Source organism: Imperialibacter sp. (assembly GCF_040222815.1).
Lineage (GTDB): Bacteria > Bacteroidota > Bacteroidia > Cytophagales > Cyclobacteriaceae > Imperialibacter.
In genome coordinates this window covers 142,943-158,615 of sequence record NZ_JAVKCH010000013.1, presented here as the reverse complement: position 1 = coordinate 158,615, position 15,673 = coordinate 142,943, and the positions used below count along the sequence as shown (strand labels likewise).

General features: G+C 46.4%; 10 protein-coding genes. 5 read left to right on the top strand and 5 right to left on the bottom strand.

Annotated elements, in window-relative coordinates; genetic code table 11:
- Positions 1 to 24 precede the first annotated feature (24 nt).
- Positions 25 to 2,271 (bottom strand): S9 family peptidase, encoded by a 2,247-nt coding sequence (locus RIF36_RS03685; RefSeq protein WP_350119861.1) that lies wholly within the window; start codon positions 2,269 to 2,271, stop codon positions 25 to 27.
- Positions 2,272 to 2,441: 170 nt separating this feature from the next.
- On the opposite strand from RIF36_RS03685, the gene RIF36_RS03680 reads away from it, so the two are divergent.
- Complete coding sequence (locus tag RIF36_RS03680) at positions 2,442 to 2,675, top strand: hypothetical protein (protein ID WP_350119863.1); 234 nt, start codon at positions 2,442 to 2,444, stop codon at positions 2,673 to 2,675.
- A gap of 114 nt (positions 2,676 to 2,789) precedes the next feature.
- Positions 2,790 to 5,369: a T9SS type B sorting domain-containing protein gene (locus RIF36_RS03675; RefSeq protein WP_350119866.1), complete on the top strand. Its 2,580-nt coding sequence runs from the start codon at positions 2,790 to 2,792 to the stop codon at positions 5,367 to 5,369.
- Here the strand turns inward: RIF36_RS03675 and RIF36_RS03670 are convergent, their stop codons facing one another.
- Together RIF36_RS03670 and RIF36_RS03665 are read right to left on the bottom strand one after the other, a co-directional pair.
- Positions 5,370 to 7,904, bottom strand: coding sequence for a DUF5686 and carboxypeptidase regulatory-like domain-containing protein (locus RIF36_RS03670; RefSeq protein WP_350074423.1), 2,535 nt, complete (start codon positions 7,902 to 7,904; stop codon positions 5,370 to 5,372). It lies immediately after the preceding gene.
- A complete protein-coding gene (locus tag RIF36_RS03665; protein ID WP_350074422.1) occupies positions 7,891 to 9,051 on the bottom strand; it encodes a trans-sulfuration enzyme family protein in 1,161 nt (386 codons plus the stop codon). The genes RIF36_RS03670 and RIF36_RS03665 overlap by 14 nt, the downstream gene beginning before the upstream one ends.
- A gap of 144 nt (positions 9,052 to 9,195) precedes the next feature.
- On the opposite strand from RIF36_RS03665, the gene RIF36_RS03660 reads away from it, so the two are divergent.
- The 3 genes from RIF36_RS03660 (at position 9,196) to RIF36_RS03650 (ending at position 11,869) form a co-directional block, all read left to right on the top strand.
- The gene (locus RIF36_RS03660) at positions 9,196 to 10,041 is read left to right on the top strand and encodes an abortive infection system antitoxin AbiGi family protein (RefSeq protein ID WP_350074420.1); all 846 of its coding nucleotides are present in this window, start codon (positions 9,196 to 9,198) and stop codon (positions 10,039 to 10,041) included.
- A gap of 191 nt (positions 10,042 to 10,232) precedes the next feature.
- Positions 10,233 to 10,574, top strand: coding sequence for a helix-turn-helix domain-containing protein (locus tag RIF36_RS03655; RefSeq protein WP_317489759.1), 342 nt, complete (start codon positions 10,233 to 10,235; stop codon positions 10,572 to 10,574).
- Positions 10,574 to 11,869 (top strand): type II toxin-antitoxin system HipA family toxin, encoded by a 1,296-nt coding sequence (locus tag RIF36_RS03650; protein WP_350074418.1) that lies wholly within the window; start codon positions 10,574 to 10,576, stop codon positions 11,867 to 11,869. The genes RIF36_RS03655 and RIF36_RS03650 overlap by 1 nt, the downstream gene beginning before the upstream one ends.
- Before the next feature lie 12 nt (positions 11,870 to 11,881).
- Here the strand turns inward: RIF36_RS03650 and RIF36_RS03645 are convergent, their stop codons facing one another.
- Positions 11,882 to 12,973, bottom strand: a complete 1,092-nt coding sequence (locus tag RIF36_RS03645; protein WP_350119869.1) for a GTP-binding protein — start codon at positions 12,971 to 12,973, stop codon at positions 11,882 to 11,884.
- 50 nt (positions 12,974 to 13,023) lie between these two features.
- The gene (locus tag RIF36_RS03640) at positions 13,024 to 15,660 is read right to left on the bottom strand and encodes an ABC transporter permease (protein ID WP_350119872.1); all 2,637 of its coding nucleotides are present in this window, start codon (positions 15,658 to 15,660) and stop codon (positions 13,024 to 13,026) included.
- Between the last annotated feature and the right edge of the window lie 13 nt (positions 15,661 to 15,673).

The window sequence follows — 15,673 nt, the reverse complement described above, 5'->3', positions numbered from 1 at the left end:
AGGATGTAACAAAAATTGCCAGCTTTACCTTGGCCCGGCCGGAAGATTGTTCTTCAGGTAGTTGGTCAGGATTTCTCTGACATGCCTGCTGGTATTTTTCCCTTCGTAAATGCCATGTGACCGGTTGGGGTAGCTCATCATTGAAAAAATCTTGTTGTACTTAATCAGCTCATTCACCAGCACCTCGGTGTTTTGATAATGCACGTTGTCATCGCCGGTGCCATGCATCACCAGCAGGTTGCCTTTCAGGTTTTTGGCAAAATTAACCGGCGAACCTTTCTCGTAGCTCTCTGGCATCAGTTGAGGTACTCCTGAATAACGCTCCTGATAAATATTGTCGTAGAGACGCTGATCTGCCACCGGCGCCACCGACATGCCTGTGTGATAAAGGTCAGGGTATCGAAACATCATATTGAGCGTCATGGAGCCGCCGCCACTCCAGCCCCAAATGCCTATTCTTTCGCCATCCACAAAGGAATACGTTTCCTTTATTTTGCGTAGGGCAGCCGCCTGGTCTTCTGAAGAGAGCACGCCGATCTGGCCATACACACACTTGCGCCATTCCCTACCCTTCGGGCCTGGTGTACCTCTGTTATCGACGCTCATGATGATGTAGCCCTGCTGCGCCAACATCAAATGCCACAAATAGCCGCTGCCACCCCATGCGTCATGTACGGTTTGACCAGCAGGCTCGCCATACACATGAAAAAGCACCGGGTACTTTTTAGACGGATCAAAACCGACCGGTTTGATCATGTAGGCATCCATGGTAACCCCATTGTCCCCAGTCACCTGGAAGAACTCAGTTTTGTCTTTGCTCAGCGCCTCCACTTTGGCGGCGAGTACTTTATTGGTCACAAATGTTTTGATGACCTTATGATCAGGCAACGACACCAAGTCCATAATGGGAGGCACACCTTCGCTAGAATACGAATGCTGGGCATACTTGCCATTGGGAGCAACCTCATAACTGTGAGTACCTGGTTGATCAGCAGGTGACAACCTTTCGGCCTTGCCCTTTCCACTGAGCCTTATTCTGTAAAGGTAATTTTGAGTCGCATTGTCGGGCGAAGCCATGAAATAGAGCCATCCTCCCTTTTCATCGATCTGCTCGATATTGATCATATCGAAATCTGCTGGCGAAATAAGCTTCTCCTCAGACCCCGTTATCAAATAGGCAGCCCGCCATCCGCTTTTCTCACTCACCCAGGTAAAAGACCTCCCGTTGTTCATTAATTGAAAGTCATCAACGGCATCGAGCCAGGCTGGGTCTTTTTCCTCATACACTTTTTCTACCCTGCCATCGGCCACGAAGCACTTAAGCACCTGGTTGTGGTTTTGCTGACGGTTTAGCTGCTGCACCAGCAATGATTTTGAGTCTGCGTTCCAAATCATGCGAGGTACGTAGTTATTAGTGGGGTCGCCAGCAATGTTCATCCATTGGGTCGACCCACCTGCTGCGCTCACCACTCCAATCTTTGCTTCCGAAGGTTTCTCACCTGCTTTCGGGTACTCTACGGGGATTGTGTATGAGTAGATTGAATCCGTATTATTGATCATTAAGAAATTGCGAATAGACCTGGCGTCAATTCGCCAGTAGGCGATTTGGCTTCCGTCGGGGCTCCACTGAAAGCCATCACGGCAGCCAAACTCTTCCTCATATACCCAGTCGAAGGTGCCATTGATAATGCGGTCAGTGCCATCGGTAGTAAGTGCAGTAATTTTGCCATCCGCCAGCGACTCCACATACACATTATGCTCTCTCACATAACCCACTTTGCTTCCATCGGGAGAGAACTTGGCAAACATCAAGGTAGATGGCTTTGCATTGCTTCCTCCCAACTGTGTCAATTTTTTGGTAGCAAGGTCAAGCACCCAGTAATCGCCTTTGGTGTTGAGCCTCCACACCCTGGCAGAATTGGTGTAAATAAGCAGTTTGCTTTTATCGTCAGACCAGGTATAGTCTTCCACTTCGAGCCCTTGCCGACTTCCGGCAGGCACCAAATCAGATGCTTTTACCAGCACCAACCTTTCGCCAGTTGCAGTGTTGTTTTTGACTATCTCATATCCTCCAGAAACCGTTTCTGACTGCTCCAGCGTGGTATAAGCGTTTCCTTCCTCAAACCAGGCAAGCTGCCCAAACCACTCACCTCTGAATTCATTAGAACTAAATATCCTTTCGAGGGTGAGCGTCCCAGAGTCCTGAGCCTTTGCAGTAAACCCTATCACCAGGAGCATTGAGTGAAAAATAGCACCTACTAGCTTCTTCATAGCAATTCCATTTTATGGCTCCAAAAGTATAAATATTCGACCAACAGCAAATGCCGATGATGTAACAATAGCATTCATTCGTTTTATTTTAGTTACATCTAAATAAAATGTTAGCTAAAACTAAACTAAATAATATCCCGCTCGTAAATACTTTAAATAACGCAAACAAAATGAAGGCAATGAAGATTCTTTCCCGTAACACCGTACTTCTCATGGTGGGCTACGTCGTTCTCAAATGGACAATCATCATCAGCGCAGGCACATACCTGTATTCGTCCGGAAACTGGAGAAATGAGTACTTTCTCTTCTTTCCCTTGCTAGCAGTAATCGTTATTGGTATCAAAAACAGAAAGCGGTTGTTTAGCAAAAAGAAGGCAATGGAAGAGAACGCTCAGGATCGATAGTGACTGCTCATCACAGAGCGAGCAAAAAGCTTTCTTCAACTATTGGTCATTATTTGTAGTCTTTCATCTAATTTTAGGTACAGGGGATTCGAAGAGTAGATTGTTTAGCAACTAATGATTAAACGTTACCGCATAGCAAAATTCGCAACAGTTCTTTTTATACTTCTTTGGTGGCTGGGTGGCGGGACGTCTTTAGCCAACCATATCGTCGGCGGCGAGTTGGAGTTGGTTCACGTGCAGGGCTTCAGGTACAACCTCAATCTGATCCAGTACTTTGATCAGGCACAAAGTGCTAATCCAGGGCCCGAGCCAGGACTGCTGGCTTATATCTACAGAAAGTCGGACAACGCTTTCATGAGAAGAGACACACTCTTCCTCACTGACCGAGCCACTGTGCCCTACACCAATATTGAGTGTTCGCTGGATGAACTGAAAACCCTTCGGGCATTCTACACGAGAGAAATAGAGCTGTTGCCGGAAAACTTCAGCGACTCGGAAGGCTACTATGTTGTGTGGGAAAGATGTTGCCGGAATGCCGGAATTGTCAACATCGTCAACTCCATTGGGGCTGGGCAAACCTACTACCTGGAGTTCCCGCCTGTGGTAAAAAATGGCCGACCCTTTGTCAATTCCTCACCGTCCCTTTTTCCACCGTTGAGCGATTACGCATGCGTTAACCAATTGTATTACACCGATTTTGCTGGTGTTGATCTGGACGGGGACTCATTGGCCTACACCCTTGTGACTCCGTTGAACAGTTCTGCTTTACAGGCTTTGCCGATTCCCCAACCGACGCCTCACCCTGAGGTCATATGGGCACAGAACATAGATATTGAGCATGTGATACCTGGCAGCCCATCGCTGAGAATTACCAACAAGGGATTCATCACTGTGAAGCCAGAGAAAATTGGCTTGTACGTATTCTCCGTCTTGTGTAAGGAGTTTAGAAAAGGGGAGAAAATAGGTGAGGTAAGAAGGGATTTTCAGATGCTGGTGGTGGATGGCTGCAATCCAGAACCCCCACCAAACCTTAAAGTCCGTGTGCCTGGGTCCTTGAGTTTTAATTCCGTGATTAGAGATACGCTGGTATTCCAGGCGGGCGACAACAAATGCTTTGACATACAGGTGACCGACCCTGTTGGGGATAAAAATATCAAAATGAGGGCGGTGGGAGTGAATTTTGACGGTGAGGTAGAGGGCATATTCACCATTAAAGAAGGCTACCTCGCTACTTCTGAGGATATTCTCAATCTTCAAGTATGCCTTTCAAAGTGTCCTTATGTGAGTGACGGCCCATACTTGATTGATCTGATTGCTGCCGACGATGCTTGTCCCCTGCCGCAAATGGACACCGTGAGACTGGCTGTAATTGTGGAGCCACCACCCAACCAGGCACCCCGTTATGTCAACCAGACGAGCAAAATTATCAACCTGACACTTGATGAGGGCATTAGCTACAGCCTGCCATTGGAGGGGATTGACCTGGACGATGAGACGATGGTGCTTGACATTGTGGCAAGTGATTTTGACCCTGAAGAATGGGGCATGAAAGTCAGTATCGATAAAGATGAAGCAGGGTCAATTGAGGCAGTATTTGAATGGGAAACTGGCTGCGGAAGCTTTCCTTTCGGTGTGAAAAATCAGTTTGATTTCACACTTCGGCTGTCGGACAACGATTTCTGCATGGACAACTCCCGGGATGAAATTCAGGTCTCGCTTACTGTCAATTTACCTGTCAACAACCCGCCCAAGCTCTCAACCACACTTGGCTCTTACGACTTACAGATTCCCGTCGGAACCAATTTATCCTTTCCAGTGACCGCCACCGACGCAGATGGGGATGTGATCGACCTGATAGCGGTACCTGTGAACTTCAGCTTCGAGGACTACCTGATCAACTTCACCCCGGTGTCCGGACCGGGCGAGGTGAACACTACCTTCAGTTGGAACCTGGGCTGCGACCTGATCGACACGGAGGTACAGGACTACTTTGAAGTAAACTTTGTTGCTGCCGACAATGATTTTTGCCTGCAAACCGAAACCGATGTCATTAGTCTCAAGATCAATGTGTTCCAGGCAACCAATGAATCGCCAGTGATTACCATCGCTGGTGTTGAAAACGACAGGGTCACCATCAACAGTCTGGAGTCGATTGAACTGGAGGTGACCTCCACTGACCCCGACAATGACTTTCTTTCCATCGATCTTCTTGATGGTGTGCCTTTGCCGCCATCAGAAACTTTTGAATTCAACCGTGTGGAAGGGCAGGGCCAGGCCAAAGGGTTTCTCCGTTGGGCGCCAGAGTGCTTTTTATTTGATGAAGCCAGGGAGCTTTCCTACAAGGTTTCCTTCCTCTCCTGGGACACCCGATGCCCCAACCCAAAATTTGACACTTTGTCGATTTTTATAGACCTGATTGACCGTGAAAGTCCGAGCGAATTTCTCCCAGCCAATATCTTCACCCCGAATGGCGATGGCATTAACGACACCTACTCCATCCCTGATTTACCGGTTGACAACTGCGATGACCAGTTTCAGTTTTTCAGGGTGTTGACAAGGGAAGGAACCAACGTATATATGACGAGGCAAAGGGATTTTGTTTGGAACGGCGACAAGCTACCGAGTGGCGTTTACTATTATATGGTAAAGTATTCGCAGCGATCCTTCAATGGTGTGCTGTCTATCGAACGCTGATCAGAAACCAAGCCCCCCTTTGAACCCGATGGCCTGGTGTTGCCTTCCAATAAAAGAAGTGTAGAAATCCACTCTGAGAATTTTCAGAATATGTTCAAGGCCGATCCCGATTTCTGTGTAGTGGTCGACCGTGCCGGCACGCAGGTAATTGACCGAGCCTACGGCTTGTAGTTTCGTTTTACGCAGAAGAGGTAATTTATTGACAATGAAGCCATCAAAATGGTGTTCATACTGCCCCATAAAGTACGGCTTTAGCGAGCTGTAGAGATAGTAATCAAGCAGTTGGAAGTTGCCGGGTTCAAACCTGGCGTAGAGTGTCGCGTTGCCGTTGAATTGCCTGTAGTCCATGAAGTAGGCTACTTTTTTACCAGGGAAAAAGCCCGATTCGAGTGTCAATCTCCCCATGCCAAACAAGCCCTGTGAAATCTCATCGCTGATTTTGGCCGACACCCTGTCGTAGTCGACATCCGATCCCAGTAATCCATTCAAACCCTTCACATAATTGAAAGTGAAAGATGGCCATTTGTTAACCAGCAATACCTTTTGGTCGGGTCGTGAAATATATCGCTGGCCCGGGTGATAAATGATGGACAAATCGACAATGGCTGCCTCATGCGTAGGGAAACTTGTATCGGCCAGTTCCAAATTTTTAGGAGCATTCGGGGTAAAAATACGGTTCTCCTCTTTCAGAATGGAAAGGAATGAGGTGTTGTACAACTGCACCCTTTTCTCCCAACTAAACCGGCCAGTAAACAAAACGCCATTCCACAATTCTGTGCGGTATCTCGTGCTTACATAAGTCTTTTCAAATAACTTGATCAGGTTCCTGCCCCCTACCAATGTCTCGGCGGTGTTTACATAAGAAACTATCGGATCGGCCTGATTAAATTGATAGACAAACTGTCCGAAATCTACTTGTGCGCTCGAAAACTTCTTTGGATCGTAATAGTAGGTAGCCCCCAGTCGTCCGTAGAGCTTTCCTGAGCCGAATCCATATCTGATGGCCGGAGTGATCCGGTAAAACTTATTGTTCTCATAGTATTTGGTATAGTTCACATCCAGATTCGTCACTATGCCTTCCACAGTGTTGTACTGAATAGCTTTGATTAACGGATCAAACGAAAGAAAATCTCTCTTGTAGCTTCTATTGTATCTGTAACCTGAAACAAAAAGCTTCACAAGGTTGAAGTTATTTCTTTTGTCATCCATAGAGTCTTTAAATGGCTTAGACTCTTTTATCACTAGCAGACTATCTTTGATTTTATAGTCACGTATTTCGTAATCGTTGAGTGGTATCGGCCGAATTTTCTCCCAATACACGTCCTCTCTCTTGTTAGCATCTTCTTCGATTACGAGCACCTCCTTGCCGAAACTCTTTTTTGGCTTAGGGAACAGCTTTACATCATTTTTCGTAAGCGTATCAACCTGTTCGACTGTTGGGCCGGTCAATTTATTTACTGCGTCCAGCTTGTACCTTGGCTCTATCTTATAATTGGAGTACACCCCAACAAAGTATCCGTTTCCATGAAAACCAAACGCCCCGATCCTGAAATCAAATCTTTGAGACAACATCATCCAGATGCCCAGATCCAAAGGCGCATACTGCTGACGGATGCGAAGGCTGTCTACAAATTCGATCTGTTTCTTCTGCGGTAGCACAAGGTCAATGCTATGAATGCTCCAACTGTCTTCAACGATATAAATAAAACCACTGAAAACAGGGTCATTTGCCCTTTTCGGTATTACCTCGATCTTATTGATGAGATAATCTCCCTCCTGAAAAGCGCCACGAAGTTTATAGTCATAAAAGAAAAAAGCGTTGTTGGCAATGGGGGAGACAAAGCCTCTTTCGGTAAGCCCCTCCATTCCAAGCAGATTGTTGTAGAAGTTGACATACATCTCGGAGGCCATATTGAAGCTGAAGGCCTTGCTTTGTCCACTGACCCGGGAAGAGATCATCCGCTCACTGTATTTGTCGGGAAAGATGTACGACAAGTCTGACACCGATTCAGAAAGATACACGATGCCTGTGTCGAGAGGGATGGTGTAACCCAATACACTGTTGGGGATATTATCAAGATGCTGATTGCCTTTGATATAGACCCTGCACGAAAATGCGTTGACTTCAGTAAGATGGTACTTGCGTTTTCTGATAGCCTCCCTTATCACTGCATAAGCAGGATCCTTGTCTTTAGAATTAACCACCACCTCCCGCAGTTGATAGGCTTCCGGAAGAAGCTGCACATTCAACATGTAGGTCTTCCCAGGAATGACAACGACCTCCTGCACCTGGCGCTTGTAGCCAACATACTGAAAAACGATATCGTAGGGGCCAGGGTCCAGAGAAAGCTCGTAGTCTCCGTCCTGATTGGTAGAAACACCTGTAGAAGTGCCTCCCACATAAATGGTGGTGAAAGGCAGTGGCTCACCTTTCTCGTCGATCACAATTCCCTTGATGCTTTGGGCATACGAAGCCCCTCCAATCAGAAGATTGATTCCTGCAATTAGGAACGCCAGAACGTTAAATTTTGTCAAATGCTTGTTTTAGGTCAGCTATAAGATAATCAGTTTCTTCCAGGCCGACATAGAAACGAATCATGTTCAACGGTGTTGTGGCATTCTTGTAATTCATTGACTCGACCATGGCAACGGCCGGAAAGATCAATGATTCATGCCCTCCCCATGAACACGCAAGGTAGAAAGTCTTCAAAGAGTCGCAAAAACGAATGATCTCATCAGGCTTTTCAGTTTTTAGTTGAATAGTAAATTGGCCAGTCCCCCGCTTCATTTGCCTTTTAGCCAGCTCATACTGTGGGTGGCTAGGGTGGAACGGATAGTAGATTTTGCCTACCTTTTCGTGATTGGCAAGAAAGTCGATGATGGTCGCTGTTGATTTTTCTGCCCTCTCCATACGTATCGGTAAAGTGCGCAGCCCACGCAGCATCAGCCAGGCATTCATTGGTGAAATGATCCCTCCAAGTGTCATGAACTCTGACTTGAATATCCTGGTCGTCATTTCCTTGGTGGCACAAAGTACGCCTGCTACCAGGTCGCTATGGCCATTGAGGTATTTGGACGCTGAGTGAGTAACGATGTCGACACCCATTTCAGCAGGGTTCATATTGATGGGAGAAGCATAGCTATTGTCGATAATGGTCAGCAGCCCATGTTTCTTGGCGATCTTCACCACTGCCTCAATGTCTTGCAGTTCGAATGTCCAGGAGTTGGGGCTTTCGAGATAAAGAATTTTCGTGGAGGGTCTGATAGCCCTCTCGTAATTTTTGGGATCAGTCCCGTCTACCATGGTAGCCGTCACCCCAAATCGGGGAAGCAACTGGTTGAGCAATTTGTTTGTCCAGCTGTAAGGCTTTTCGACGCACACCACATGGTCGCCCTGACTCAAGTTAGCCATCACAGCAGCTCCAATGGCTGCGCTTCCGCTGGCGAAGATGAGTGCGTCCTCTGTCTTTTCCAGTGCTGCTATTTTCTTTTGCAGAATGGCAGTGGTTGGATTTACCCCACGGGTATAAAATGGAATTTCGTGTTCAAACTCCAGGCTTTCCTGCATGTCTTTGATGTTGTCGAAACAAAAGTTGGACGACATCATGATGGGTGGCGACACGGAGCGGTAGTAGTTTTCTCTGTCCTCGCCTAGTTCGTTGATGATATATGATAAATCCATGGGGGCTAAATTTTGGGCTGAAGATAGAAAAAGGAGTTGGGGTTGGAAAGGGAATTATTTACAACTCATCAACCTCTTTTGAAAGCTGGCTTACAATAGATAAACTGCAAGAAAGTATATTTACAAAAGGGTAAAAAAATAACCATGTCAAAACTTAGTTCTGATAGTCTCTTCCATTTTACGGGCGAAATTAAAACGTTATTTAAAATTTTAGTCAATGGGATTAGGCCAAGTTACTGCATAGAGGACTACGCCATGCTTTACAATCAAAAAAAGGCGGCTTTCTTGTTAGCAGTTCCCATGAGTTGTTTTTGTGACATTCCTTTGAGCCAAATTAATAATCATACCAGCACTTATGGCGATTACGGTATTGGGCTGAAAAAATCGTGGGCTGAAAAGCACGGAATTACGCCTGTAGCCTATGTTTATAAAAATTCCAAATGGGTCGAACAGCTCTGGGAAATGGTTAAAATATTTGAGCAATACGAACCTGAAATAAAAGAAAGAAGTCTAACCTTTTCTAATGGCTTCAGTAAGAAATACTGCCGAGAAAACATCCATTTCAAAAATGTCGAGGCCTTTGGAAATCACTACAGATATATACTTTCCTTTATTAAACCGTATGAAGGAACGCTCTTCAGAATTGGGAAAAAGAACAAAAATGCGGTAAAGTTCTATGATGAAAAAGAGTGGAGATATGTTCCACCTGGCATAATTCCACCGTTTATTCCTGCGAAATCTTATATGAGTATGATGGAAACTGGTCTGGATGACGAGTTAAAGTCCTATACTGAAAATATAGAGCAGCACTATATGCTCAAATTCAAGATAGAAGATATTAACCATATTATTCTTCGAAATGATTCTAAAATATCCGACCTAATTAAATTCATTGATCAAAACCCTGTGCTTTATGATGCGGTACCAGAATTCAGAGAAATACTTTTGACCAAAGTACAAACATTAGAAAAACTCCAAATCGACTATTGAGTCGTCGATGACAAGCTCATTCAGCACGAGCAAGCTATACTCACACACCTCTATTATTATCTGATATATCCAACATTGAATAGGTTTTGTCGACGTTATGTCTGATAAATACAACATAAAGTATTGTCATTTGGTAAAAGGTTATTACATTTGATTGATATAACCAACATTAGTGTCAAAATAGTTACTTAATGATGGATAAAAACAACATTTCGTTAATGAGCGACGCAGCTTTGCTGTCAACCATTGGAGAGTTTGTCAGGCACCATCGGCTGGAACAAAACAAAACCCAAAGCCAGCTTGCGGAAGAAGCGGGCATTAATCGCACAACGCTTGTGGAATTTGAGCAAGGCAAACGATCCAATACCCTCACGCTTATCCAATTACTCAGGGCATTAAATCAGCTACAGGTGCTGGAAGCATTTAAGGTAGAGAGGCAGTTGAGCCCACTTCAGCTGGCAAAGCTGGAGCAAAGTCAACGGCAGCGAGCATCAAAAAGGAAAGCTCCTGAGCGCACCTCATCCGACTGGTAATGGTAACAACGGCGTTTATCAATATCTGGGGAGAAAGAGTGGGTGCCATCGCCTGGGATCCAACCAAAGAGCTCGGAGTGTTTGAATACGAACCCAGTTTCCTGTCAAACAACTGGGACCTGGCACCCGTGCAGATGCCACTGCAAGAAGCAAGAGGCCGGGTGTTTTCGTTTCCTGAATTGCGTACTACCAGCACATTCAAAGGGTTGCCCGGCCTGCTGGCCGATATTTTACCCGACAAATATGGCAATGCACTGATCAACACCTGGCTTACCCGACAGGGGCGCCCCACCAACAGCCTTAACCCAGTTGAAACGCTTTGTTTTATTGGCTCCCGTGGCATGGGCGCTTTGGAAGCGGAACCAGCTTTTCCGAAGGCAGACGACAAGGCCACAGAAATAGAAATAGAAAGCCTGATACAAGTGGCCGAGCAAATTCTCTCCGGGAGGAAGGACTTTGCCACCAATGTGGCCAGCGACGAAGAAAAGGCTTTGATTGACATACTGAAAATTGGCTCATCAGCCGGTGGAGCCAGGGCAAAAGCCCTGATCACCTACAACAAATCGACGGGCGACATCAAGAGCGGCCAAACCAATGCTCCGAAAGGGTTTACCCATTGGATCATCAAATTTGATGGGGTAACAGATACTCAATTTGGCTCATCGAGTGGCTTCGGCCGGGTAGAAATGGCCTATTATCTAATGGCCAAGGAGGCTGGCATAACAATGACAGACAGCCAACTGCTGGAAGAAAACGGCCGGGCACATTTCATGACGCAACGATTTGACCGCCTACCTGATCAGGGTAAAGCCCATGTCCAAAGTTTTTGTGCGATACGGCATTTCGACTTTAATGAGGTGACGATGTACAGCTACGAGCAGTTGTTTGAAACTATGAGGTTCCTGGGATTGCCTTACCCGCAAGCTGAGCAGCTATACCGAAGAATGGTTTTCAATGTGATGGGGAGGAACTGCGACGATCACACCAAAAACTTCGCATTCATGATGGACAAAGCCGGGCAGTGGACATTGTCGCCGGCGTTTGATGTTTGTCACGCCTATAGGCCCGGCAGCGATTGGGTAAGCCAGCACGCCCTCAGCATCAACGGCAAAAGAACAGGTATTACCAAAAGCGATTTGCTATCTGTGGCTTATCAAATGAACGTAAAGAAAGCCAACACCATTATTCAGGAAATTGCGGAAGTAGTCAGTCGTTGGGACAAATACGCTGAACAGATCGGCGTGGAAAAAGTGCTACAAGCAGGCATTGGCAAAACCTTACAAATCATCCGATGATTGACCAGTTTGTCAGCTCGTTATCCGGTGAGTAGGCGTTGGAAACCCTGGCCGAAAAAAAGCAATATTCTCTTCCGAGATTATGGTATTGGCTGTTCTCAGCAACCCAAGCTCAACCTCCAACAGACCTCTAAGGACTTCGGGAGCTGTTTGAACCCGGGCATTCACTGTAAGTTGCAATTCATTCGAGTCTCCGAAAAAAGACTTGAGTTCATTAGTTTCGGCGCCGCTGGACGACATGGTGGTGAAACTAATTTTTCTCTGCTTATCATTCGATGTGATCATCAACTTAAGATGCCCAATCGTGAGCCCATTACGTTTAATGCTACTATTCAGACCTTCGATGAAATCGAGTGCTAATTTGGTTGCGGTGCCATCGGATGTTTTGATTGTGATCTGCTCATCCAACCAGGCTAGCTCAGCTTCGCCGTTTCCATATTTGTTATAGTCGATATCAAGTGATGGGAGCTTACCGGAATTCTCGTTCGCCTCTAGCTCATTCAGCCAGCCACGAACCGAGCCCTCGTGAAGTGAGTTTTGGAAAAGAAATTTTTTGTCGGGGCATTTCGCAGTCACCTCCTGCTTGAAAGCCGGAAGATCAGAGGAGTTAATCAGGTCAATTTTGTTAACGACAATTAAACGGGCTTCCTCGATTTGTTTCTCCCAAATGTAGGTGGTGTCGGCGCTAAAGGGCAGTCTTCTATTATTCGAATGCATCATCAGCATCCTGGCGTCAACGAAGCAGGAAAGAGTCATGCCTTCCATTTCTTGCCCACGAAACTTCCGCAGAGGCTTCAGCACCGTAGCGACAAGATCGGTGCATGACCCCACCGACTCAGCAAAAATAACATCAGGTGAAGTACTAGCCTTCATTCGCTGAATCTGTTCATCGAGCTGATCGTAGTTGCAGCAAAAGCAGCCACCAATTACCTGTTCAGACGAAATTCCTTTCCCATGGAGAAACTCGCTATCCACCAGGTATTGACCCTGATCGTTGGTGATCACGCCGACTTTTAGGCTTTGCTGCTTAAGCTGTTGACAGGCGTTGGCAATGGCCGTTGTTTTGCCGCTTCCAAGAAAGCCGCCGACCAGATGGATTTTCATAATTCAATCGTATTGAATCTGAATTTAACAAAAATAGCCAGAATGCTCTGTTATTCGTTCCGCAGGCAATCAACCGGGTTTGCTTTGGCGGCCTTTATCGTGAAGCCTGCAGCGACAGCAACAGTAATTAGCAACACAATCAATATGGGAATACCATACACCCACAACTGAAGCTGCGCCGTATAGGCAAAGTTGGCCAGCCACTCGTCCACGGCCAATGCGGACAGCGGAGCCGTGACAGCCGCAGCCACCACAACAAGCCGAACGAACCGCCACGAAAAAAGGGTGACAATGCCGACCATTGATGCACCAAGTACCTTCCGGATGCCGATTTCTTTCTTCCGCTGTTCGGCCACATACGACACCAGCCCAATGAGGCCCATACAGGAAATGAAGATGGCCAAAATCGAGAAAGCCCCTGCGAGCGTCATAGATTTCTCTTCGGCCAAATACATCCTGCCAAGCGATTCGTCAAGAAAAGCATAATTCAACGGATAGCCTGAAGCCGACCTGCTCCACTCCTGTTCCAATGCAGCCAAAGCGCCTGAAACGTCGTTGCCATTGAGCTTCAATACGCCGACAGATCCTCCTTCGCTAAACCATATCGCCATCGGCTCGATCTTGTTTTGGAGCGACCGGGCATGAAAGTCTTTGACGACCCCGATTATATTACCCTCCTGAGACTTGGAATACAACCAGCGCATGGGAGTGCCAACAACCCTGCCGGACTGTTTGTCGAGGCCTAAGAATTTAACCAGGGTCTCATTAACCAAATAGCCCTGAGTTTCGTCTGTCGGAAACTCCCTGGAAAATTGCCTGCCTTCAACTACCTCGATACCAAGAGCATCGAGGTAACCATAGTCGGCCGTAATGTAAGTAAATGCTTTGATCCGTTTTTCTTCCCCCACCTGAACTTCAAAAATATTATGGCCAGTGATATTTCCAGGCACATCACTTCCTCTGCTAACAGCAGCAATTCCATGATGATTTAATAGTGCATTTTTAAAGCTTTCAAATTTCTCTGCCTCCAAATCATCCGTTAGTTGAAAATGAACCACCAGATCCTTTTCGTAGCCCATTTTAGCTTCTTTCATATAAGACAGCTGGCTGCTGATAACCAGCGTTCCGATAAGCAGAAATACTGAGATACTAAATTGGATAACAGTCAATATGTTTCGAAAGCCAGCCTTGCCACCTTTTGGGTTTCCTCCTCTAAGAGTGGCAGAAGGAGTGAACGACGATAAGTAGAAAGCGGGATAGCTGCCCGCCATGAAAGCTGTCGCAACGATGATACCCAACAGTTGAGCAACGAATTGCCAGTCATTGCCTATCTCAAAAGTGAGTCGCAAGCCCATAGCGTTATTGAACCAGGGAACGGCCAGCCAGAAAAGAACCAGGCTCAGGACACCAGCTATTAAGACGATGAAAAAAGCCTCACTCAAAAACTGAAATATAAGCTGCCTCCTCACTGCACCCATTACTTTTCTAATCCCCACTTCCTTAGCCCGGCCTATCGCCCTGGTCGTGGAAAGGTTCATGAAGTTGAAACACGCAATGAGAATGATGAAAATGGCTACTGCCGAGAAAATGTAAACTTGGCTGATATTTGATGTAGGGCCATCTCCCCTTATTCCTTGAGTGAAGTGAATGTCGGTAAGCGGTTGAAGCCAATGCGCAGCTGCGGCCTCACCATCTCCAAACGTACCCAGTGCCTTCATTTTGGTGACCATTGCTTCTGTTACCCTCTGATCAAAACCACGCAAGTCAACAATCGACGGCGCATACAAGTAGGTGGAGAAATTCCAGTTGTCCATGCTGGAAAGCACAGTCTGGTCAGCTCCGTAAAGTTTTGGCAGTGATGCCACAGACACCAGATAAGAAAACTGAAGATGGCTATTGGCGGGAACATCTTCGAAAACGCCCGTAACTTCCAATTCCAGGTTATTGTCATAGGTAATCAACTGTCCAATGGGAGATTCGCCCCCAAAAATAGTTTTAGCAATAGTTTTGGAGATGACTACGGTCATGGGACGAGTCAACATATCAGCCGAATTCCCCTCCTGTAGCCGGAATGAAAACATGTGGAAGAAGTTGCTGTCTGCGAGAGATAGAGTTGCTGCGGGGAGTTCTTTTTCCTTCCATTTTAAGAAGGGTTGCTCCTCCCATTCAGTGTATCTAACCGCTTGCTCAACTTCGGGAACCGTAGCCTGGAGGTGGGGGGCTATGCCGGCAGCAGTCTGTACCTGAAGCGTCATTTCTCCATCTTTTGCGAACTGCGGAATATACCTATATATATGCTCACCCTTCACGTGAAAGTTGTCAAAGCTTAACTCGTACCTAACATATAGACCAATCAGAAAACAGCTAGCCAGTCCGAGGGCCAAGCCCAGGACATTCAGCGTAGTGTGGCCTGGATATCGAATGATATTCCTCCATGCGATAGTCATATAGTTTCTTAGCATACCAGCATTCGTTAATCGGTTTTCAAAAGTATTTCTCATCAAAATCCCCGGCCGGAAAAAACGCAGCACATTCCATTTCAACCTCCACCCCGCTCTCTTTGGCCCTACCGACTCAAGATCCGTTTCAAACTGCTCCAGCAAGTCGCCTTCAATGCCTTCGTACAAATGGGGCGGGCAAAACCAGCGGAGAAAGCGGAGAGAGAATGATTTTTTCACGTCTGTCATGCTTGATTTACGT